Genomic DNA, 20,543 nt, shown 5'->3' with positions numbered 1-20,543 from the left:
CGCGCGCGTGGAGGGCCCCTTCCCGGGTTCAGGTCACGGTTTCAGGACCAACGTGTCGCTCGTGCTCTTGTCGACGGCGTCGTCCGAGAAGGCCCAGTCCAGCAGTTCGCCCTTGACCCACTTGCCGGTCTGATCGGTGTAGTGCGCGCTGTAGGCGTGCCCGGAGGCGCCGGTGAGGTTGATCCACTTCGACTTGTCGAGGTCGCCGAGGTTGACGACCATGCGCATCGACGGCACCCAGACGACGCCGTAACCGCCCGCAGCGTTCCAGCCGGTCGCGTTGACCGTCGCCTCGCCGCCGCTGAGCTTCCAGGGGCCGCGGTTGAGCATGTACTGCAGGAAGCCCGGACCGTCGGTACCCAGGGTCTGGTTCTTCAGGAACAGGCGGTGCAGCCGGCCCCAGCTCCAGGTGTCGATGTCCTTGCCGAGCTTGGCGGTCAGCTCCCAGCGGGCGTCGATCATGGCGCGCTCGAACAGCTGGTCGCGATTGGTGGCCTTGAGGCGGTCGCCGCCACCCTTCGGGGTCGTCCACCAGTCGCTGTTCTCGTCGTCCATGAGGTTGCGCACGACCTCGAACCAGCGGTCGCCGCCGTCGGGCTGCGCCTGGTCGGCGTCCCGCTGGCCGCACTCGCGGACCTTGTCCGTCTCGTCGGCGGGACCGGTGGTGTCGATGGGGTCGACCCACAGGCACTGGCCCTTGACCCGCAGCTCCTTGGGCAGCTTGTTGCCGAAGGCGAGCTTGAGGATGTTGCGCCAGACGGCGTTGAAGTAGGCGGCCGCGGCCGAATCGGCGTCCTGGGTGTAGTCCCAGCCCTCCAGGAGCTCCTGCGCCTGGCGTACGTCCTTGTCCTTGATGTCGATCTTCAGCAGCTTGGGCACGAGCAGCTTGGCGATCTCGCTGCTGTTGTCGAGCTGCATCTGGCGCATGTCGTCGGTGGAGATCTTGCCGCCGCCCTTGATCTTCTGCTCGATCAGGTCGGTGATGCGCTGGCTGCGGGTGCCGTAGCCCCAGTCCGTGGTGAGCGTGTAGGGGTACTTGTCCTTGTCGACGACGGCCTGGTTGGCGGTGACGATGTAGCCGCGCGAGGGGTTGTACTCGTACGGCAGTTCGTCCTGCTGGATGTACTTGCCGGTCCAGCGGTACCTGGGGTCCCAGCCGGGCGCCGGGATGGAGCCGTCGTCGCCCTTCGCACGGATCGGGATGCGGCCGGGCAGGGTGTAGCCGATGCTGGTGGCGTCGGCGTAGACGAGGTTCTGGGACGGCACGTCGAACAGGGACGCCGCCTCGCGGAACTCGCTCCAGTTCGACGCCTTGTCCATCGCGAACACGGCGTCCATGGAGGTGCCCGGGTCCAGCGCGGTCCAGCGCAGGGCGATGCCGTAGCCGTCGCCTCTGTCAGGTGCCGCGTTGTCGACGGTGGCCTTCTTGCCGACCTTCACGAGCTCGTCGCTGCGGTCGGACAGAAGGGGGCCGTTGTTCGTCTCACGGACGACGATCTTCTTGGACGCGCCGCCGGCGACCTTGATGGTCTCCTCGCGCGTGGTGAACGGCTTGGTCCTGCCGTCGTAGAGGTAGCCATCGCCGGAGAGCTTCTCCAGGTAGAGGTCGGTGACGTCGACGCCGGAGTTGGTCATGCCCCAGGCGATCTTCGCGTTGTGGCCGATGACCACACCGGGCATGCCCGCGAAGGTGTAGCCGGTGACGTCGTACTGGCACTTGCTGGAGACGGTCCGGCAGTGCAGGCCCATCTGGTACCAGACGGACGGCAGGGAGGCCGACAGGTGCGGGTCGTTGGCCAGCAGCGGATGGCCGGTGATGGTGTGCGAGCCGGCGACGACCCAGGAGTTGGAGCCGATGCCCTGGCCGTTGACGCCGACGGCCGTGGGGACGTCGTCCAGGACGTCGTAGAGGCCGGACAGCTGGCTCTGGAGGGCCGAGGAGGCCGTGCCCGAGGTGGAAGACGAGGTCGACGACGAGGTGCCCGTGCTGCCGCTCGTGGACGTACCGGAGCCGGACAGGCCGTTGTTGTCCGAGCTGCCGTCCTGCTCGAAGGTCCCGGTCAGCTCGTTGTACTGGCCTTCCTGGACGATCGTCTGGTTCCGGCTGTACGGGTACTGCGGGTACAGGTCGGCGATCTGCTTCGGGCCGAGGCGGCTGGTCATCAGGGCGCGGTCGATCTCGTCCTGCATGTTGCCGCGCAGGTCCCAGGCCATCGCCTTGAGCCACGAGACCGAGTCGACCGGGGTCCACTTCGCGGGCTTGTAGTCGTTCTCGAAGCCGAGCGCCGCGTACTCCAGGGAGATGTCCTTGCCGCTCTTGCCCTGGAGGTAGGCGTTGACTCCCTTGGCGTAGGCCTGGAGGTACTTCTTGGTGGAGGCCGACAGCTTGGTGTCGTACTCCTCCTTCGCGACCCGGTCCCAGCCGAGCGTGCGCAGGAACTCGTCGTTGTCCACCTGGCCCTTGCCGAACATCTCCGACAGGCGCCCCGAGGTCATGTGCCGGCGCACGTCCATCTCGTAGAACCGGTCCTGCGCCTGGACGTATCCCTGCGCCATGAACAGGTCCGCGTCGGAGGAGGCGTAGATCTGCGGAATGCCGTAACTGTCACGTTTGACGTCCACCGGGCCCGAGAGGCCTTCGAGCGTGATCGATCCCTTGGTCTGCGGGAAGGACGCGCGGACCGTGCTGACCGACCAGTACCCGCCGTAGGCGACGCCGCCGATGATGGCCAGTACGAGCACCAGGACGAACAGGCGGGCTCTGCGCCCCTTCTTCCTGCCGGACTTGCCGGGCTGCTGACCCGATGAGGCGGTGGTGGTGGGGGGCATCGCTGTCCTTGCTGTCCTAACGCGAGCGGCAGGGCGGGCTGTGCTTTCGACGGGGAGCCTGCGTCGCATCTCCGGCCGGATCAGCGCGCGGCGTCTGGTGCGTGCGAGCGTGCGTGCCAGGCGTCGCGCGCCCGGCCGGGGATGTGACGCAGGCTCTGCGCGCTGGAGCAACCATAGGCGCAGGGTCCAGGCGGACTTGACGCGGAGTGGGGAACCAGCGCGGACGAGCGTTCGATCTCGCCAAGCCGAGCGTCAAGAAATCGTCAAGAGTTAGGTAAGGTAACGAAGTACTTGGATGCGGAGTCCCGTCACTTCGTGTCCTATGTACATGAGCTCACGCGCGCGTGATGCGGGTGAGCCAGGGAAGGGAACGGCCGCTGACTGTCCACCACCTCAACCAGCTCCTGCTCGTCTGCTCGCTCGTCCTGCTCGTCGCCGTGGCAGCGGTCCGGATCTCCTCGCGCAGCGGGCTCCCCAGCCTGCTCGTGTACCTGGGGATCGGCATCGCCATGGGCCAGGACGGCATCGGCGACATCCACTTCGACAACGCCGAACTGACCCAGGTCATCGGGTACGCGGCCCTGGTCGTGATCCTGGCCGAGGGTGGCCTCGGCACGAAGTGGAAGGAGATCAAACCGGCCCTGCCCGCCGCCACCGCGCTGGCACTGGCCGGGGTCGCGGTGAGCGTCGGGGTCACGGCGACGGCCGCGCACTACCTGATCGGCCTCGAATGGCGCCAGGCGCTCATCATCGGGGCGGTCGTCTCCTCCACGGACGCGGCGGCGGTCTTCTCGGTGCTGCGCAAGATCCCCCTCCCCGCGCGCGTGACCGGCACGCTGGAGGCCGAGTCCGGCTTCAACGACGCCCCTGTCGTCATCCTGGTGGTCGCCTTCTCCCAGACCGGCCCGGTCGAACACTGGTACGTACTGATCGGCGAGATAACGCTGGAGCTGGCCATCGGCGCGGCCCTCGGCATCGCGGTCGGCTGGCTGGGCGCCTGGGGCCTCAGGCATGTCGCCCTGCCCGCCTCCGGCCTCTATCCGATCGCGGTCATGGCGATCGCCGTCACCGCGTACGCGGCGGGCGCACTGGCCCACGGCAGCGGCTTCCTCGCCGTCTATCTCGCCTCCATGGTGATGGGCAACGCCAAGCTGCCGCACTGGCCCGCCACCCGCGGTTTCGCGGACGGGCTCGGCTGGATCGCGCAGATCGGCATGTTCGTGCTGCTGGGCCTGCTGGTCACCCCGCACGAACTGGGCGACGACGTCCTGCCGGGGCTCGTCATCGGACTGGTGCTCACCATGGTGGCCCGGCCGCTGAGCGTCTTCCTGTGCCTGACACCGTTCCGGGTGCCGTGGCAGGAGCAGACCCTCATGTCCTGGGCCGGACTGCGCGGCGCCGTGCCCATCATCCTGGCGACGATCCCCATGGTGAGCGGCGTCGAGGGCAGCCGTCGCGTCTTCAACATCGTCTTCGTACTGGTCGTCGTATACACCCTCGTCCAGGGTCCGACGCTGCCCTGGCTGGCCCGCAAGCTACGCCTGGGCGGGGATCCCGAGGCCGCCGACCTCGGAATCGAGTCGGCACCCCTGGAGCGGCTGCGCGGACATCTGCTGTCCGTCGCGATCCCCGACGGGTCCCGGATGCACGGTGTCGAGGTCAACGAGCTGCGGCTGCCGGCCGGGGCCGCGGTCACCCTGGTCGTCCGCGATGAAAAATCGTTCGTTCCGCTGCCCACGACGGTGCTGCGACGCGGGGACGAACTCCTCGTCGTCGCCACCGACCCGGTCCGCGACGCCGCGGAACGGCGACTGCGCGCGGTGGGCCACGGCGGCAAGCTCGCCGGGTGGCTGGGCACGGGCGGCGCCGACAGCCCACGTTAGGAGTGCGTTTCGCCACAGTGCGTTTCGCCACAGGTTAAGAACGTGTTTCGTGCCGCCTGTACGATGAGTCCGCACCCCTGATCGAACCAACTCTGCCTGACGCAGAGCTGGCGCGACCGTATGGCGGCCGAGACGTCCCTGAGCAGTGGCCTTCGGCATCTACCGCAGTCCGCGCAAGAGGACAGCTCTCGGCGCCATCCCTTGGGAAAGGGAGCCGCGCTACCAGGCGGCAGAAAGGCACGGGCCGTGGCATCCACGGTCACCTCCTCCCGCCCGGGATACGGACAGCTGCTGCGCACGCGCGGCGCCTGGACGTTCCTGCTCCCCGGCTTCGCGGCACGCCAGCCGTTCGCGATGCTCACCATCTCCATCGTGCTGCTCGTGCAGCACACCACCGGCTCGTACGGCGCCGCGGGCGCCGCGGCGGCCGTCACCGGCGTCTCCATGGCCCTGTTCGCGCCCTACAGCGGCCGCCTGGCAGACCGCTACGGGCAGCGCGCCGTACTGATCCCCGGCGTCCTGGTGCACACCCTGTCGGGCCTGACCCTGACGGCCCTCGCGCTCTCGCACGCGCCCTTGTGGGCGCTGTTCGCGGCGGCCGTGCCCACGGGTGCCTCGGTGCCGCAGATCGGGCCCATGGTGCGGGCCCGCTGGGGCGTGAAGCTCCAGGGCTCGCCCCTGATGACCACGGCCGCCGCCTTCGAGTCCGTCACGGACGAGCTGACCTTCGTCTTCGGCCCGCTGCTGGCCACCGCCCTGTGCACCGCCGTCCACCCCGCCGCGGGCCTGCTGACAGAGGCGTCGCTGACGCTGCTGGGCGGCCTGCTCTTCGCCGCGCAGAAGAGCACACAGCCCTCTGTCGTCACGGGGCTCCACGCGCGCGTGGAACACGCGTCGGCGCTGCGTATCCCCGGCGTGCGCGTTCTGATCGTGACCTTCCTGGGCATCGGTTCCGTCTTCGGCGGCATGCAGGTCTCGCTGGCCGCGTTCAGCGAGTCGATCGGCGAACCCGGCCTGAACGGTGTCCTGTACGGCGTCTTCGCCGCGGGCAACATGCTCTCCGGTCTGGTCTGCGGCGCCATCGCCTGGAAGGTGGCCCCGCGCCGGCGCCTGGTCGTCGCCTACGGTGCCCTCGCACTGACGGCCTCCGGCCTGTGGGCCGCGCACTCGGTACTCGTCCTGGCCGGCCTCGGCCTCCTGGTCGGCATGTGCATCGCGCCCGCCCTGATCACCGGCTACACCCTGGTCGAGAACCTGGTCCCGGCCGGCGCCCGCACCGAGGCCTTCACCTGGCTCACCGGAGCGGTGGCGCTCGGCCAGGCGGCCGCGGTCACGATCGCCGGACAGCTGGAGGACCGCTTCTGGGGCGGCGCCGGATTCCTGGTCCCCATGGGCGGCACTCTGCTGGCCCTCGCGACCCTGCTGGCACTGCGTTCACACCTGTCGGGACGCCCCCGCAGCCGTACGGTCGCACGTGGCATCGGTCACCGAGTGCCGGTGGCAGTGGACTGATCCCCGGGAATACGTCACTATGGACCCTCGTTAGCACTCATTGAGTGAGAGTGCCAGGAGGAAGACAAGTGCCGACCTACCAGTACCAGTGCACCGAGTGCGGCGAGGGCCTCGAGGCGGTGCAGAAGTTCACCGATGACGCCCTGACCGAATGCCCGAACTGCCAGGGCCGCCTCAAGAAGGTGTTCTCCGCGGTCGGCATCGTCTTCAAGGGCTCCGGCTTCTACCGCAACGACAGCCGCGGCTCCTCGTCGAGCAGCTCCCCGGCGTCGTCGTCCTCGAAGCCGTCGACGTCCACCTCGTCGTCGTCCGAGTCGTCGTCCTCGTCTTCTTCCTCGTCCTCCTCGGACTCGAAGTCGTCGAGCACGGGCACCTCGTCCAGCAGCAGCTCCGCCGCGTAAGTCTCACTTCCGGGACCCTGCCGTCGTACGACGGCAGGGTCTTCGGCGTTCTCGCGAGCGGTGCGCTCCGAGCGGTGTTCTCCAAGCTGTCGCTGCGGGAATTCGGGGCCGGATACTGTGCTGCTCATGGCGAACGCAGAGATCGGCGTAATCGGCGGCTCGGGCTTCTACTCGTTCCTCGACGACGTGACCGAGGTCCAGGTGGACACCCCCTACGGTCCGCCCAGCGACTCCCTCTTCCTCGGCGAGGTCGCCGGCCGTCGGGTCGCCTTCCTGCCCCGGCACGGGCGCGGCCACCATCTGCCGCCGCACCGGATCAACTACCGGGCGAATCTCTGGGCGCTCAGGTCGGTGGGGGCACGGCAGGTCCTCGGCCCGTGTGCGGTGGGCGGGCTGCGCCCCGAGTACGGTCCGGGCACGCTGTTGGTGCCGGACCAGCTGGTCGACCGTACGAAGTCCCGGGCGGGCACGTACTTCGACGGGCTGCCACTGCCGGACGGCGCGGTACCGAACGTGGTGCACACGTCCCTGGCCGACCCGTACTGCCCCGTCGGGCGGGCGGCCGCGCTGAAGGCGGCCCGGGGGCAGGACTGGGAGGCGGTGGACGGCGGCACCCTGGTGGTGATCGAGGGCCCGCGCTTCTCGGCCCGTGCCGAATCGTTGTGGCACCAGGCGCAGGGCTGGTCGGTGGTGGGCATGACCGGACATCCGGAAGCGGCGCTCGCCCGTGAACTGGAGCTCTGCTACACGTCGTTGACCCTGGTCACGGATCTCGACGCGGGCGCCGAGACCGGTGAGGGCGTCTCGCACGAGGAGGTGCTGCGGGTGTTCGCGTCGAACGTGGACCGGCTGCGGGGCGTGCTGTTCGACGCGGTGGCGGCGCTGCCGTCGCAGGACGAGCGGGACTGTCTGTGCGCGAACGCGCTGGGCGGGATGGATCCGGGGTTCGAACTGCCGTAGTAAGAGCGGAAGTTCTCGTTCGGGTGAGGGAGTTTTCCACAACCGGTCGGTAGTCCACCGGCCTCGGCGGGATCCGGCGCGAAGCCTCATCGTGGCATCGCAAGCCGATCTCTCGTGGCAGGTGGTGGTCCTCATGTCCTTCGCTCCCTCTCCCCTCCCCCTTTCTCCGCGCCCGCCCGGCACGGACGCTCCGCCGACCTGCGAAGTCCCGCACTTCGCTCCCGTGCGGGTGCGCGGCGGGCGACATCAACTACGGCAGCTCGTACGGCACCGGCGACGAGCCGTGGCCGTCGGTCTGGTCGTCACCGCGGCCGCGCTGGTGGCAGCGGGCCCGCGGGACACCGAAGGGGCGCGCGGGCATCCGCTGGCCGACCCCGTACGCGAGCACCGGCCCGCCACGACGGTGTCGGCGCCGGTGCGGATCGCCGACGGGGCGACGGTCCGGCTGCTGCGGCCCGGGGACCGGGTCGACGTGATCGCCGCGGAGGAGTCGGCGACCGGCGGCGACGCTCGGGTGGTCGCGCGCGGGGCGCGGGTGTCGAAGGTTCCGGAGGCACTGGACGGGATGGCAGACAGCGGGGCTCTGGTCGTTCTGTCAGTGCCGCGCTCCACGGCCGCCCGCCTGGTCGGGGCGAGCTCGACGGCACGGTTGGCGGTGACGCTGTGTTGAGCCGCGCGTTCCGTCTGTTGCGCACCTTTGCGTCAAGTCCCCCTTACGAGCCACCCAATTGGACAGGGTCACCGCACGTTGACGTAGGTTGCGGAGCTGTTTGTTCCACAAGCTGTTCATGCGAGAAGAGGCCTCTGGGTGAGCGAGAAGAAGCCGAGCGTCTGGGAGGGCTTCAAGGCCTTCCTGATGCGCGGGAACGTCGTCGATCTGGCAGTCGCGGTGGTCATCGGCGCGGCCTTCACCAACATCGTCAACTCGGTGGTGAAGGGCGTGATCAACCCGCTGGTGGGGGCGATCGGCACCAAGAATCTCGACAGCTACAGCTGGTGCATCCAGCACCCGTGCAAGGTCGCGGCGGACGGCACGGTGCTGAGCGGCATCCCGATCAGGTGGGGCACCGTTCTCGGCGCCACCCTCAGCTTCGTGATCACCGCCGCCGTCGTCTACTTCCTGATGGTCCTGCCGATGGCGAAGTACCTCGCCCGGATGGAGGCCCGCAGGAAGGCGAAGGAGGGCACGCACGAGGTCATCGAGGTGACCGAGCTGGAGGTCCTCAAGGAGATCCGCGACGCGTTGGTGGCGCAGCGGGGCTCGGGGCCCGACGAACGGTAGCGGGCCGGGCCGGCCGTCTCGGGCGTGCCGCGGTGCGGCTTGCTCAGCGGTTGCGGGTCGCTGAGGGGGCGCGGCTCGCTGAGACGTCGCGGGTCGCTCAGATGTGGTGGGGCGGCTTCTCGTCCAGGAAGCGCTTCAGGTCGGCCGCGCTGTCGCTCTCGGAGCGCGGCCGGTCGCCCCAGCCCCGGTCGGTGTCGTCCGCGGACTGCTGGTCCAGCGGGTCGTCGAAGACCAGGGCGGGCTTCGGCTCACGAGGCTCAGGGGCAGGGGCGGTGCTCATGCGTCCAGGGTACGGCGCCGTGGCTGGGAGGCGTCCGGGTCCGCCCACGGGCTCACACCGCGTATTCCATTGCCTCGAACCCAACATCCAGGCGCGGCGCCTCGTCGTTCTTGGCTCGCCAAACAGGCACGAGACGATTATCAGCACAGGTGACATGGATGAACTCCATGACTTGACGTACGGCAAATGAAGTGCCGACCAAACCAATGGCCAGGGACGGCAGCAGACGTGCGTGATGCACGCCCTGATCGACGTCATCTTCCAAGTGCTACGCGATCGCTAACTGCCTCTGCGCGGCGCCAGCGGTGTCGACCGGTGAGACGCTGACAGCGGGAGCGCGGGCAGCGATCCCGGTCGCCGGCTGCCTGCCCAGCCCCGCCAGTCCGGCCATGTGGACGTGGCCAGAAATCCTTGGGCGCCACCGTCGACCTCGCCGGGCATCGCGGGACCACGTGACTGGAAGAGACTGGTCCCATGACAGTTGACGCTCTGACGGATGTCGCCGGGGTGCGCGTGGGACACGCGACGCGTACCGGCGGCGGTTGGCTCACCGGTACCACCGTCGTGCTCGCTCCGGACGGCGGGGCCGTCGCCGCGGTGGACGTGCGGGGCGGAGGGCCCGGTACCAAGGAGACCGACGCGCTCGACCCGCGCAACCTGGTGCAGAAGGTCGAGGCGATCGTGCTGACCGGGGGCAGTGCGTACGGGCTCGACGCGGCGTCCGGGGTGATGGCCTGGCTGGAGGAGCAGGGGCGGGGGGTGCGGGTCGGGCCTGATCCCTCGCATGTGGTGCCGGTCGTGCCCGCCGCCTGTGTCTTCGACCTGGGGCGGGGCGGGGACTTCCGGGCCCGTCCGGACGCGGGCACCGGGCGTGAGGCGGTGGAGGCCGCGGCGGCGAGTGCCGTCGGTGCGGTGGTGCCGGAGGGGTGTGTGGGGGCGGGGACGGGGGCCGCCGCCGGGGCCTTGAAGGGGGGCGTGGGGACGGCGAGCGTCGTGCTCGACTCGGGGGTCACCGTGGCGGCGCTGGTGGTGGTCAACGCGGTGGGGTCGGTGCTGGATCCGGAGACGGGGGTTCTGTACGGGGAGTTGTTCCAGGGGCGGGTGGACCGTCCGGAGGCGGGGGTGCATGAGGCCGCGCGGCTGCGGCTCGCGGAGAGCGCGGCGAGGAACGGGGTGCCGCCGCTGAACACCACGTTGGCGGTGGTGGCCACGGACGCGGAGCTGTCCAAGGCGCAGGCGCAGAAGGTGGCCGGTGCGGCGCATGACGGTATCGCGCGTGCAGTGCGGCCGGTGCACATGCTGAATGACGGCGACACGGTGTTCGCGATGGCCACGGGGGTGCGGACGCTCGACGCCACGAGTCCGCTCGCGCTCAACTCCGTGCTGGCGGCGGGGGCGGATGTGGTGATGCGGGCGATCGTGCGGGGGGTGCGGGCGGCGGAGTCGGTGGAGTCGGTTGAAGGGGTGGGGGTGGGTGGGGTGTGGCCGGCGTACGAGGAGCTGTACGGGGCTCCGGCGTCGGGCTGAGGTGTGTCGCGGGCCGGTGGGGGCGGGCGTTTTGCGCAGTTCCCCGCGCCCCTGAGATACCTGCGGGTTGCCTCCGGCGGTTGGGCGGGGTTGGTGGTTGGGTGCGGGCCGCTGCGGGCGGACACCCCCCACCCCGTCCCCTTCGCGCCGTACGCGGCTTGAGGTGCGCCCACCGTCCCCATCCAGGGGCGCGGGGAACTGCGCGGCCAGCCACAACGAACCCGCACGCGCCCGACGACATCGCGAGGCACCCCCAACCCCAAGCGCACCCCAGCATTCCGTCCCGGTTTTGTCACGTGGTGGCATTCGATTGGTTCTGAGGGAACCCGCGCGGGGACCGGGTCCCTCTTTCTTCACGGAGTGGAGCGGACAACGTAGATCACACGAATCTGGAGCAGCCCGTGACAACGCCGGACATAGCAGCGCGGCGCGCACTGGGAGCCTGTGCCGTCATCATGGTCGGCGCCCTCACCCTTACTGCGTGCGGTGGCGGCACGGACAGCAAGAGTGAAGGCAAGGGCGGGAAGGACCCCGCGAAGACCTCGGCCGCGGAGATCGTCATCTCGGCGAAGAACGGTTCGACCGGCGCGTCGATCAACAAGACGGGCGTGAAGGTCAGCGACGGCACGCTGACCGGCGTGAAGATGACGGTGGCGGGCACGGGGCAGGACGTGCCGGGGGCGATGGCGGCGAACGGGGGCAGTTGGAAGCCCGCGGAGCAGTTGGAGCGCGGCACGAAGTACCAGATAGCGGCGACGGCGAAGGACTCGGACGGCAAGGCCGTGGCCGCGAAGTCCGTCTTCACGACCGTCTCCAAGGCGAACAGCTTCATCGGCACGTACACGCCGGACAACGGGACGACGGTCGGTGTCGGGATGCCGGTGTCGTTCAACTTCGACAAGGCGATCAGCGACAAGAAGGCCGTGCAGTCACACATCACCGTCAGCTCCAGCAGCGGGCAGCAGGTGGTCGGGCACTGGTTCGGGGCGCAGCGGCTCGACTTCCGGCCCCAGGAGTACTGGAAGACCGGCTCCAAGGTCACGATGAAGATCGACCTGGACGGGGTCGAGGGGGCGAACGGCGTCACCGGTGTGCAGGAGAAGACCGTGAGCTTCACGGTCGGGCGCTCGCAGGTGTCCACCGTGGACGCCGACACCCAGACCATGAAGGTCGTGCGGGACGGGACGACCGTCAAGACGGTGCCGATCTCCACGGGGAGCCCGGAGTTCACGACTTACAACGGGCAGATGGTGATCTCCGAGAAGTACAAGAAGATCCGCATGGACAGCCGGACGGTCGCGCTGGCCAACGCGTACGACATTCCTGATGTTCCGGACGCGATGCGTCTGACGCAGTCGGGGACCTTCATTCACGGCAACTACTGGTACAACAAGGGGAATCCGCCCTTCGGGCGCACCGGTACCAGCCACGGGTGCGTCGGGTTGCAGGACGTCAAGGGCGGGCAGGCGGACACTCCGGCGAAGTGGTTCTACGACAACTCGCTGATCGGGGACGTGGTGATCGTGAAGGACTCCCCCGACAAGACGGTGGCGCCCGACAACGGGCTGAACGGCTGGAACATGTCGTGGAACGAGTGGGTCGCGGGGAGTGCCGTCGGTACATCATGATCGCTTCAAGACCCCTCTGACCGGGGGGTTTTGACGGATCATCGGGCCGTGTGGGAACTTCCCGCGCGGCCCGGGCGTTTTCCGGGCGTACGTTTTCTCGGTTCCCGGACATGATGTCCAACCGAGGGGCTACGGTATGCACCCACAAGGTGACATGCAGCAACGCCGGGAGAAACCTTGAGCGTTCCGTACGAGACGGCAGCGTACGAACCACCCGAGTCGCCCGAGTCTCCGGAGGAGCATCTCGCGCGGCTCCTCGGTCGCGCCCTGAACTCCTTCGAGCTGCCCGACGAGACGATACGGCGACTGGACTGCGCGCTGGCGCACGACAGTTCGCTGCACTCCGCGCACCACAGCTCGGGCCTGCATCGCGAGACGTATCGGCACACATGGCTGCTCGCCGACGGCTCGGCGCTCACTCTGTGGGAGCTCGTCCACAACACCGCGCGGGACAGCGTTCCGCAGCACGAGGTGTACGTCGACGAGGAGGAGCTGCGGGAAGCGACCGCGCGGCTGCCGTTGCCGTCGGACACCCCGGACTTCGAGCTGCCGGTGACGGTGCAGCTCTCACCGGTGCACGTCCCACGGCACGCCTACGTCCCGGATGACTCGGCGGATCACGCGCGCCGGCTGTTGCGCCGCGCGGAGAACCCGGACCGGCCGGGTGCGGAGACGGCCGCGCTGCTGACCGAGGCGTTCGCGCACCAGATCACGCAGGCGTTCGGGCGCCCGTGCCGGGCGGGACGCGCGGGCCTGGGCTACTCGTTGTACGAGCACGCGTTCCTGCTGCGTGACGGCGCGGAGATCTCCCTCTGGGAGGTGGAGCACACGGCGACGCCCGACGGACGGCACATGTGCGAGGTGTACGTCACCGAGGACGCGGCCCGGGAGGCGATGGAGCGGCGCGCGGCGCAGGTCTCCTGAGCGGTGCGGTGGGCCGGGTGCGGTGTCAGCGGCCGCTGACGAGTCGTCGTACGAGACCGGCGAACGCGTCTCTCTCCGCCGGTGTCAGCTCGACGGACTCCAGGTGGGGTCCGTCCTGCCGCTGGTGCGGAAGCGCGGGCAGGGAGCGGGCGGCGGCTCGCCAGGCGACGGCCTCGAAGCGGCTGCGGCGCAGCATGAGGACCAGGCCCCCCGTCCAGGCGAGGGTCACCAGGACGAGCAGGGTCATCCCCAGCAACTGGTAGACGGAGACGTGCTCAGGCATGCGGTCCAGTAGACACCACGGTCCGGGACTTTGGTCCCGGACCGTGACGTATCTCGCAGGTGCCGTGAACGACTCACGGCCACCCAAAGGGGCAAAGGGTTACGCGGCGACCGGCTGCTTCCGCTCGGCCGCCGGGGCGCCCGCGTCCTCCGTCGCCGCGGTGGGCGTGGTCCCCGCCGCCTGCTTGCGCATGCTCTTCAGGACGACCACCAGTGCGGTCGTGACGCACACACCGGCCGCGATGGCGATCAGGTAGAGGAACGGGCTGCCGATCAGCGGGACCACGAAGATGCCGCCGTGCGGGGCGCGCAGGGTGGCGCCGAAGGCCATCGACAGGGCGCCGGTGACCGCGCCGCCCGCCATGGAGGCGGGGATGACGCGCAGCGGGTCGGCCGCGGCGAACGGGATCGCGCCCTCGGAGATGAAGGAGGCGCCGAGGACCCAGGCGGCCTTGCCGTTCTCGCGCTCGGTCTGGGTGAAGAGCTTCTTGCGGACGGTGGTCGCGAGCGCCATGCCCAGCGGCGGGACCATGCCCGCGGCCATCACGGCGGCCATGACCTTCATCGCGGAGTCGCTCGGGTCCTGCACGGCGATTCCGGCGGTGGCGAAGGCGTACGCGACCTTGTTGACCGGGCCGCCGAGGTCGAAGCACATCATCAGGCCGAGGAGGATGCCGAGCAGGATGGCGTTGGTGCCGGAGAGGCCGCCCAGCCAGTCCGTCATGCCCTTCTGGGCCTCGGCGATGGGCTTGCCGATCACGACGAACATCAGGAAGCCGACGACCAGTGAGGAGATCAGCGGGATGACCACCACCGGCATGATGCCGCGCAGCACCGGCGGGATCTTGATCCGCTGGATCGCGAGGACCACGGCACCGGCCAGCAGACCGGCGACCAGGCCGCCGAGGAAGCCGGCGGCGATGTTGGAGGCGATCATTCCGCCGACGAAGCCGGGGACGAGACCGGGGCGGTCCGCCATGCCGTAGGCGATGTATCCGGCGAGGACCGGGATGAGGAAGCCGAAGGCGACCTGGCCGATCTGGAAGAGCAGGGCGCCCCAGCTGTCGATCTCGGTCCAGGAGAAGTGCTTCATGACCGATGGCGCGCTCGCGATCTGCCAGCCGCCGATCGCGAAGCCGAGGGCGAGCAGCAGACCGCCCGCGGCGACGAACGGGACCATGTAACTCACGCCGGTCATCAGCCACTTGCGGAGCTTGGTGCCGTAGCTGTCGCCGGACTCGCCCGCCCGCTCGACCGGCGTCCCGGTGCCTCCGGCGGCGCCCGCGGTCACCTCGCCGCGCTCCGCCTTCCCGCGCACCTCGGTGATGAGTTCGGCGGGGCGGTTGATGCCCGCCTTCACCCCGACGTCGACGGTCGGCTTGCCGGCGAAGCGGTCCTTGTCGCGTACGGGGACGTCGTGCGCGAAGATCACGCCGTCGGCCGCCGCGATGACCGCCGGGTCCAGCCGTTCGAAGCCGGCGGAGCCCTGTGTCTCGACGACGAGTTCGACGCCCGCCTCGCGGCCGGCGTTCTCCAGCGACTCGGCCGCCATGTAGGTGTGGGCGATACCGGTCGGGCAGGAGGTGACGGCGACGATCCGGAAGGGGGCCGCCGGAGCATCGGGAGTGGCCGTTGCGGTATCGGCGGAGGCCGCCGCCGATACCGCAACGGAGTCTTCGGAGGCGGCCGGGGCGCCTGCCGCGGGCTCGGAAGCGCCCTCGGCGCCGACCGCGCCCTCGGCGGCACCGCCGCTCGCCACGGCCGTCGGCGTCTCGTCCCCGCGGATCAGCGCCGCCGCGCTCCCCGCGTCCCCGACCGACCGCAGCGCGTCCGTGAACTCGGTGTTCATCAGCTGCCGGGCGAGCGAGGACAGGATCGTCAGGTGGGCGTCGTCCGCGCCCGCCGGGGCGGCGATCAGGAAGACCAGGTCGGCGGGGCCGTCCGGGGCGCCGAAGTCGATCCCGGCGGCGCTGCGTCCGAAGGCGAGCGTCGGCTCGGTGACGTGAACGCTGCGGCAGTGCGGGATGCCGATGCCGCCGTCGAGGCCGGTGGGCATCTGTGCCTCACGGGCGGCCACGTCGGCGAGGAAGCCCTCCAGGTCGGTCACCCGGCCCAGGGTCACCATGCGCTCGGCGAGGGCACGCGCCGCCGCTTCCTTGGTCTCGGCGGACAGGTCGAGATCGACCAGGTCCGCGGTGATCATGTCGCTCATCGCGGGCTCCTTCGCACGCGTATCGCCCGGGGAGTGGAGTGGGCGTAAGGGGAGGGGACGGGGGTGGTGCGGTGGGGGTTCGTGGGGAGGGGGGCGGCGGCGCGGAGTAACAGCGCCGGCACGGCCGTACCGGCAGCGCGAGGGACCGCCGTACCGGAACCCGCCGTCGGGCCGCTCATGACACCGGCTCCTTCAGCACCCGGTCCACCGGCACCTCCGCCGTCACCGTCACGGCGGCCGGGTCCAGGTCGTCCGGCGTCGGCATCTCGCTGCCGGGCAGTTGGACGGCCGCGGCGCCGTGCGCGACCGCGGAGGCGAGCGCCTCGGGGCCGCTGCCGCCGGCGATCAGGAAGCCGGCCAGCGACGAGTCGCCGGCGCCGACATTGCTCCGTACGGCCTCCACGCGCGCGCTGCCGAACCAGGTGCCCGAGCCGTCCACGAGCAACTGGCCGTCGGCGCCCAGGCTCGCGAGTACGGCACGCGCGCCCATCTCACGCAGCTCCTCGGCGGCCTTCACGGCGTCGCCCACCGTGGCCAGGGGGCGCCCGACGGCCTCCGCGAGCTCCTCGGCGTTGGGCTTGACCACGTCGGGCCGTGCGCGCAGCGCCTCCAGGAGCGCGGGCCCCGAGGTGTCCAGCGCGATCCGCGCGCCTCCGGCGTGCGCCCGCGTGACCACCTCGGCGTACCAGGAGGGGGCGAGACCCCGGGGCAGGCTTCCGCAGCACGCGATCCAGGAGGCGTCGCGCGACTGCGAGCGGACCGTCTCCAGCAACAGCTCCTGCTCGGCCACGGACAGCTCAGGGCCCGGAGCGTTGATCTTCGTGAGCACCCCGTCGGACTCCGCGAGCGCGATGTTCGAGCGGGTGGCGCCCGCGACCGGTACCGGCGCGACCTCGATGCCCTGTGCGTCGAGCAGGTCCGCCACCAGCGCCCCCGGCGCACCCCCCAGGGGCAGTACGGCGACCGTGCGCTGCCCGGCGGCCGCCACGGCACGCGAGACGTTGACTCCCTTGCCGCCGGGGTCCATGCGTTCCCCGGTGGCACGGATGACCTCGCCGCGCTCCAGGGACGGGACCTCGTAGGTGCGGTCCAGGGACGGGTTCGGGGTGACGGTGAGGATCATGCGCGCACTACTTCCGTGCCGCCGCGCTCGATCACGGCGGCGTCTTCGGGGCTCAGCCCGCTGTCGGTGATCAGCAGGTCCACGTCGCTCAGGTCGCCGAAGCGGGCGAAGTGCTCCTGGCCGTGCTTGGCGGAGTCGGCGAGCAGCACCACGCGGCGGGCGGCGGCGATCGCCGCGCGCTTGACCGCGGCCTCGGCGAGGTCGGGCGTGGTCAGGCCGTAGTCGGCGGAGAAGCCGTTGGCCGCCACGAAGAGGACATCGGCCCGGATCTCGCCGTACGCCCGCAGCGCCCAGGCGTCGACGGCGGCGCGCGTACGGTGCCGTACGCGCCCCCCGACGAGGTGGAGCTGGATGCCGGGGTGGTCCGCGAGGCGGGCCGCGATCGGCAGGCTGTGGGTGACGACGGTGAGCGAAGCCTCCAGCGGGACCGCGGCGGCCAGGCGGGCGACGGTCGTGCCGGCGTCGAGGATCAGGGTGCCCTCGGTCGGCAGTTCCGCCAGGGCCGCCTTGGCGATGTGGTCCTTCTCGTCGGCCGCGGTGGTCTCGCGCTCGGCGAGGTCCGGCTCGAAGTCGAGGCGCCCGGCCGGGATGGCCCCGCCGTGCACCCGGCGCAGCAGCCCCGCGCGGTCCAGGGCCTTGAGGTCCCGGCGGATCGTCTCGGCCGTGACCTGCAACTCCTCGGCCAGCGAGACGACGTCCACCCGCCCGCCGTCACGCGCGAGCCGGAGGATCTCCTGCTGCCGCTCCGGTGCGTACATGTCCGTTCGCCTCCGAGTGTGCCCGAACGTGTGGTTTCAGTCGGGAGGCTACGCCCGGATTTCCGCAAAGTAAACAGGTTCGGGCACCATCCAGGCATGAACGGACTTCCGGACGGGCCCGGACATGGCAGAAGGGCCCGGCATCCCGAAAGATGCCGGGCCCTTGACCAGCAGCCTCACCCCACCGGCTGCGGCTCCCGCTCCTCCACCACCAAGGCCTCCGACGCGCCCTCGATGTGCTGTGCGGGCCGCCGGGGCAGCGCGAACATCAGCAGGAAGATGACGACCATCACCGCCGCGACCCACCCGAGCGCGTGCTGGAAGGCGTCCACGAAGGCCGGGCCCACCTGCGCGGGCCCCAGGTCGTCGCCGACGACCCCGAAGAACACCACAGACACCAGCCCGAGCCCCAGCGCGTTGCCCATCTGCTGCACGGTGTTGATCAGCCCCGACGCCGACCCGGCGTGCTCGCGCGGCACCTCCGACAGCACCGCGTCCGTCAGCGGGGCGACGATCAGGCCCATGCCCACACCCATCACGACCAGCGGCAACGCCATCTGCCAGGAACTGATCGCCATGCCGTACCGCTCGGCCTCCCAGAGGTAGAGCAGCACACCGGCCGCCATCAGCAGCGCGCCCGCCTGGAGCACCCTGCGCCCGAAGCGCGGCACGAGCTGCTGCACGGACAGTCCCGCGGCCGTGGACACGGCGAGGGAGAACGGCACCCCGGTCAGCCCGGCCCGCAGCGGGCTCCACCCGAGCCCGATCTGCATGTACAGCGTCCACACCAGGAAGAAGATGCCGAGCCCGACCCCGAACACGGTCTGCACCGCGATTCCGGCCGCGAAGCTCTTCACACGGAACAGGGAGAGCTCGATCAGCGGGGAGCCGTCACGGGCGGTCTTGCGGCGCTCGTACGCCACCAGCGCGCCGAACACCACGACCGCGCCGGCCATGCACAGGTACCCCCACAGCGGCCAGCCCAGCTCGCGGCCCCGGGTGAGCGGGTAGAGCAGCATCAGCAGGCCGACGACGACCAGGGCGACCCCGACGAGGTCCAGCTTGAGCGCCTTCGGCGCCTTCGACTCGGTGATGAAGCGGCTGCCGAGCAGGAGCCCCGCGATGCCGACCGGCAGGTTGATCAGGAAGATCGGCCGCCACTCGAGGCCGAACAGGTTCCACTCCGTCAGCAGCGCCCCGAGCAACGGACCGGAGACCGCCCCGAGCCCCACGACCGCGCCGAAGAGTCCGAACACCTTCCCCCGCTCGTGGGCCGGGAAGGTGGCGTGCACGATCGACAGCACCTGCGGCACCATCAGCGCCGCCATGGCGCCCTGCAGGATCCGGGAGGCCACCAGCATCTCCGGGTTCGCGGCGAAACCGCACAGCGCGGAGGCGAGGGTGAACCCGCCGATCCCGACGAGGAACAGCCGCTTGCGGCCGTGGATGTCACCGAGCCGGCCGCCCGTGACGAGGCCGGCGGCGAAGGCGAGCGCGTATCCGGCCGTTATCCACTGGATCTGGCTGACGGAGGCGCCGGCGTCCCGCTGGATCGAGGGGATGGCGATGTTGACGATCGTGACGTCGACGAGGTCCATGAAGGCCGCGGTCATCACGATGGCGAGAGCGAACCAGCGACGCCGGTCGCCTGCGGCGGGCCGTGCGTCGAGGGTGCCCGAAAGGGTGGTCTCGGTGGAGGTCATGGATTCAAGCTACGACCCCACTAGGACAGGTCGTGTCCTAGTGATACGGCATCCTCGAACCCATGACGACGGACACCCCGGCACGGCTCCTGACGCTCCTCTCCCTCCTCCAGACGCCCCGCGAATGGCCCGGCGGCGAGCTCGCCGACCGGCTCGGGGTCTCCCGCCGCACGGTCCGGCGGGACATCGACCGCCTGCGCGAACTGGGCTACCCCGTCCAGGCGACCATGGGCTCCGACGGCGGCTACCGGCTCGTCGCGGGCAAGGCCATGCCCCCGCTCGTCCTTGACGACGAGGAGGCGGTGGCCATCGCGGTCGGCCTGCGCGCGGGGGCGGGGCACGCGGTCGAGGGCGTGGACGAGGCGTCCGTACGGGCGCTGGCGAAGCTGGAACAGGTCCTGCCCTCCCGGCTGCGGCACCGGGTGTCCACCCTCCAGTCCGCGACGACTCCGCTGACCAGCGGGGACGGGGCGAGCATCGCGACCGAGACGCTGACGGTGATGGCGTCCACGGTGGCCGGCCACGAACGGCTCCGCTTCGCCTACCGCGCGAAGGACGGCGCCGAGTCCCGACGGGTCGTGGAGCCGTACCGCCTGGTCTCCACCGGGCGGCGCTGGTACCTCGTCGCCTACGACCTCGACCGCGGCGACTGGCGGACGTTCCGCGTCGACCGGGTGAGCGAGCCGTTCGCGACCGGGGCGCGGTTCGCTCCGCGGGAGTTGCCGACGGGGAGTGCGGCGGAGTATCTGCGGCAGTCGATGTACCGGCGTCAGGAGACGTACGAGATGGTCGTGACGTTCGAGGCCGATGTGTCGGTGGTGGGGGTGCGGGTGCCGCGGTGGATGGGGGTGCCGGAGTCTCTGGGCGAGGGGCGGTGTCGGTTGCGGGCGGCTGTGGGGGATCCGGTGGAGTGGATGGCGGTGCGGTTGGCTATGACGGGGGTGGAGTTCACGGTTCAGGAACCGGTGGAACTCGTGGATGCGGTACGGGAGTTGGGCAAGCGGATGGTTCGGGCGGCGGGCAGCGCGTGAGGATGTGCCGGGTCCGGTCGTCGGGCGCGTGCGGGTTCGTTGTGGCTGGTCGCGCAGTTCCCCGCGCCCCTGGGTGGGGACGGTGGACGCACCTCAAGCCGCGTACGGCGCGAAGGGGACGGGGTGGGGGGTGTCCGCCCGCAGCGGCCGGCGTCCGTTACAGAGCCCCTGTTGCAGGGACCGAGCCGCCGGACCGAGGACGGATACC

18 protein-coding genes are annotated in these 20,543 nt (G+C 70.4%); 10 read left to right on the top strand and 8 right to left on the bottom strand.

Annotated elements, in window-relative coordinates:
* Positions 1–33: 33 nt before the first annotated feature.
* Positions 34–2,829 carry a penicillin acylase family protein gene (locus tag AB0D34_RS46060; protein WP_362673931.1) on the bottom strand — a complete coding sequence of 932 codons (2,796 nt, stop codon included), beginning with the start codon at positions 2,827–2,829 and terminating at the stop codon, positions 34–36.
* Positions 2,830–3,176: 347 nt separating this feature from the next.
* Between AB0D34_RS46060 and AB0D34_RS46055 the strand changes: the two genes are divergently transcribed.
* The 6 genes from AB0D34_RS46055 (at position 3,177) to mscL (ending at position 8,867) form a co-directional block, all read left to right on the top strand.
* Complete coding sequence (locus AB0D34_RS46055) at positions 3,177–4,712, top strand: potassium/proton antiporter (RefSeq protein ID WP_362673928.1); 1,536 nt, start codon at positions 3,177–3,179, stop codon at positions 4,710–4,712.
* A 246-nt stretch (positions 4,713–4,958) separates the two neighbouring features.
* On the top strand, positions 4,959–6,224 hold the full coding sequence (locus AB0D34_RS46050; RefSeq protein ID WP_362673925.1) for an MFS transporter: 1,266 nt from the start codon (positions 4,959–4,961) through the stop codon (positions 6,222–6,224).
* A gap of 68 nt (positions 6,225–6,292) precedes the next feature.
* Positions 6,293–6,625 carry an FmdB family zinc ribbon protein gene (locus AB0D34_RS46045; protein ID WP_362673923.1) on the top strand — a complete coding sequence of 111 codons (333 nt, stop codon included), beginning with the start codon at positions 6,293–6,295 and terminating at the stop codon, positions 6,623–6,625.
* Positions 6,626–6,751: 126 nt separating this feature from the next.
* Complete coding sequence (locus tag AB0D34_RS46040; protein ID WP_362673920.1) at positions 6,752–7,585, top strand: S-methyl-5'-thioadenosine phosphorylase; 834 nt, start codon at positions 6,752–6,754, stop codon at positions 7,583–7,585.
* A 133-nt stretch (positions 7,586–7,718) separates the two neighbouring features.
* Positions 7,719–8,255: a hypothetical protein gene (locus tag AB0D34_RS46035; RefSeq protein WP_362673917.1), complete on the top strand. Its 537-nt coding sequence runs from the start codon at positions 7,719–7,721 to the stop codon at positions 8,253–8,255.
* A 138-nt stretch (positions 8,256–8,393) separates the two neighbouring features.
* Complete coding sequence (gene mscL, locus AB0D34_RS46030) at positions 8,394–8,867, top strand: large conductance mechanosensitive channel protein MscL (protein ID WP_362673915.1); 474 nt, start codon at positions 8,394–8,396, stop codon at positions 8,865–8,867.
* A 97-nt stretch (positions 8,868–8,964) separates the two neighbouring features.
* Here mscL and AB0D34_RS46025 read toward each other — a convergent pair whose 3' ends face one another.
* Together AB0D34_RS46025 and AB0D34_RS46020 are read right to left on the bottom strand one after the other, a co-directional pair.
* Positions 8,965–9,147 carry a hypothetical protein gene (locus AB0D34_RS46025; protein ID WP_362673913.1) on the bottom strand — a complete coding sequence of 61 codons (183 nt, stop codon included), beginning with the start codon at positions 9,145–9,147 and terminating at the stop codon, positions 8,965–8,967.
* A 52-nt stretch (positions 9,148–9,199) separates the two neighbouring features.
* Positions 9,200–9,412 carry a hypothetical protein gene (locus AB0D34_RS46020; protein WP_362673911.1) on the bottom strand — a complete coding sequence of 71 codons (213 nt, stop codon included), beginning with the start codon at positions 9,410–9,412 and terminating at the stop codon, positions 9,200–9,202.
* Between the two features lie 209 nt (positions 9,413–9,621).
* Here AB0D34_RS46020 and AB0D34_RS46015 point away from each other — a divergent pair, with 209 nt between their 5' ends.
* The 3 genes from AB0D34_RS46015 to AB0D34_RS46005 all read left to right on the top strand — a co-directional run bounded on the left by AB0D34_RS46015 (position 9,622) and on the right by AB0D34_RS46005 (position 13,226).
* Positions 9,622–10,674 carry a P1 family peptidase gene (locus AB0D34_RS46015; RefSeq protein ID WP_362673908.1) on the top strand — a complete coding sequence of 351 codons (1,053 nt, stop codon included), beginning with the start codon at positions 9,622–9,624 and terminating at the stop codon, positions 10,672–10,674.
* Positions 10,675–11,075: 401 nt separating this feature from the next.
* Entirely contained in the window at positions 11,076–12,302 is a 1,227-nt protein-coding gene (locus AB0D34_RS46010; RefSeq protein WP_362673905.1) for an Ig-like domain-containing protein, read from the top strand.
* 177 nt (positions 12,303–12,479) lie between these two features.
* Positions 12,480–13,226, top strand: a complete 747-nt coding sequence (locus AB0D34_RS46005) for a DUF6227 family protein (protein ID WP_362673902.1) — start codon at positions 12,480–12,482, stop codon at positions 13,224–13,226.
* Positions 13,227–13,251: 25 nt separating this feature from the next.
* Here AB0D34_RS46005 and AB0D34_RS46000 read toward each other — a convergent pair whose 3' ends face one another.
* The 5 genes from AB0D34_RS46000 to AB0D34_RS45980 form a co-directional block, all read right to left on the bottom strand.
* The gene (locus tag AB0D34_RS46000) at positions 13,252–13,509 is read right to left on the bottom strand and encodes a hypothetical protein (protein WP_362673900.1); all 258 of its coding nucleotides are present in this window, start codon (positions 13,507–13,509) and stop codon (positions 13,252–13,254) included.
* A gap of 99 nt (positions 13,510–13,608) precedes the next feature.
* Entirely contained in the window at positions 13,609–15,720 is a 2,112-nt protein-coding gene (locus tag AB0D34_RS45995) for a fructose-specific PTS transporter subunit EIIC (RefSeq protein ID WP_362673897.1), read from the bottom strand.
* A 175-nt stretch (positions 15,721–15,895) separates the two neighbouring features.
* Positions 15,896–16,843 carry a 1-phosphofructokinase gene (gene pfkB / locus AB0D34_RS45990; RefSeq protein WP_362673894.1) on the bottom strand — a complete coding sequence of 316 codons (948 nt, stop codon included), beginning with the start codon at positions 16,841–16,843 and terminating at the stop codon, positions 15,896–15,898.
* Entirely contained in the window at positions 16,840–17,601 is a 762-nt protein-coding gene (locus AB0D34_RS45985) for a DeoR/GlpR family DNA-binding transcription regulator (RefSeq protein WP_362673892.1), read from the bottom strand. Before AB0D34_RS45985 ends, pfkB begins: the two co-directional genes overlap by 4 nt.
* 176 nt (positions 17,602–17,777) lie before the next feature.
* Entirely contained in the window at positions 17,778–19,304 is a 1,527-nt protein-coding gene (locus AB0D34_RS45980) for an MFS transporter (RefSeq protein ID WP_362673889.1), read from the bottom strand.
* A gap of 62 nt (positions 19,305–19,366) precedes the next feature.
* Here AB0D34_RS45980 and AB0D34_RS45975 point away from each other — a divergent pair, with 62 nt between their 5' ends.
* Entirely contained in the window at positions 19,367–20,335 is a 969-nt protein-coding gene (locus tag AB0D34_RS45975) for a YafY family protein (protein WP_362673886.1), read from the top strand.
* Positions 20,336–20,543: the final 208 nt, after the last annotated feature.

Source organism: Streptomyces sp. NPDC048420, assembly GCF_040651535.1.
In the GTDB taxonomy this organism is placed as follows: Bacteria; Actinomycetota; Actinomycetes; order Streptomycetales; family Streptomycetaceae; genus Streptomyces.
This window is presented reverse-complemented; position numbering and strand designations above follow the sequence as displayed.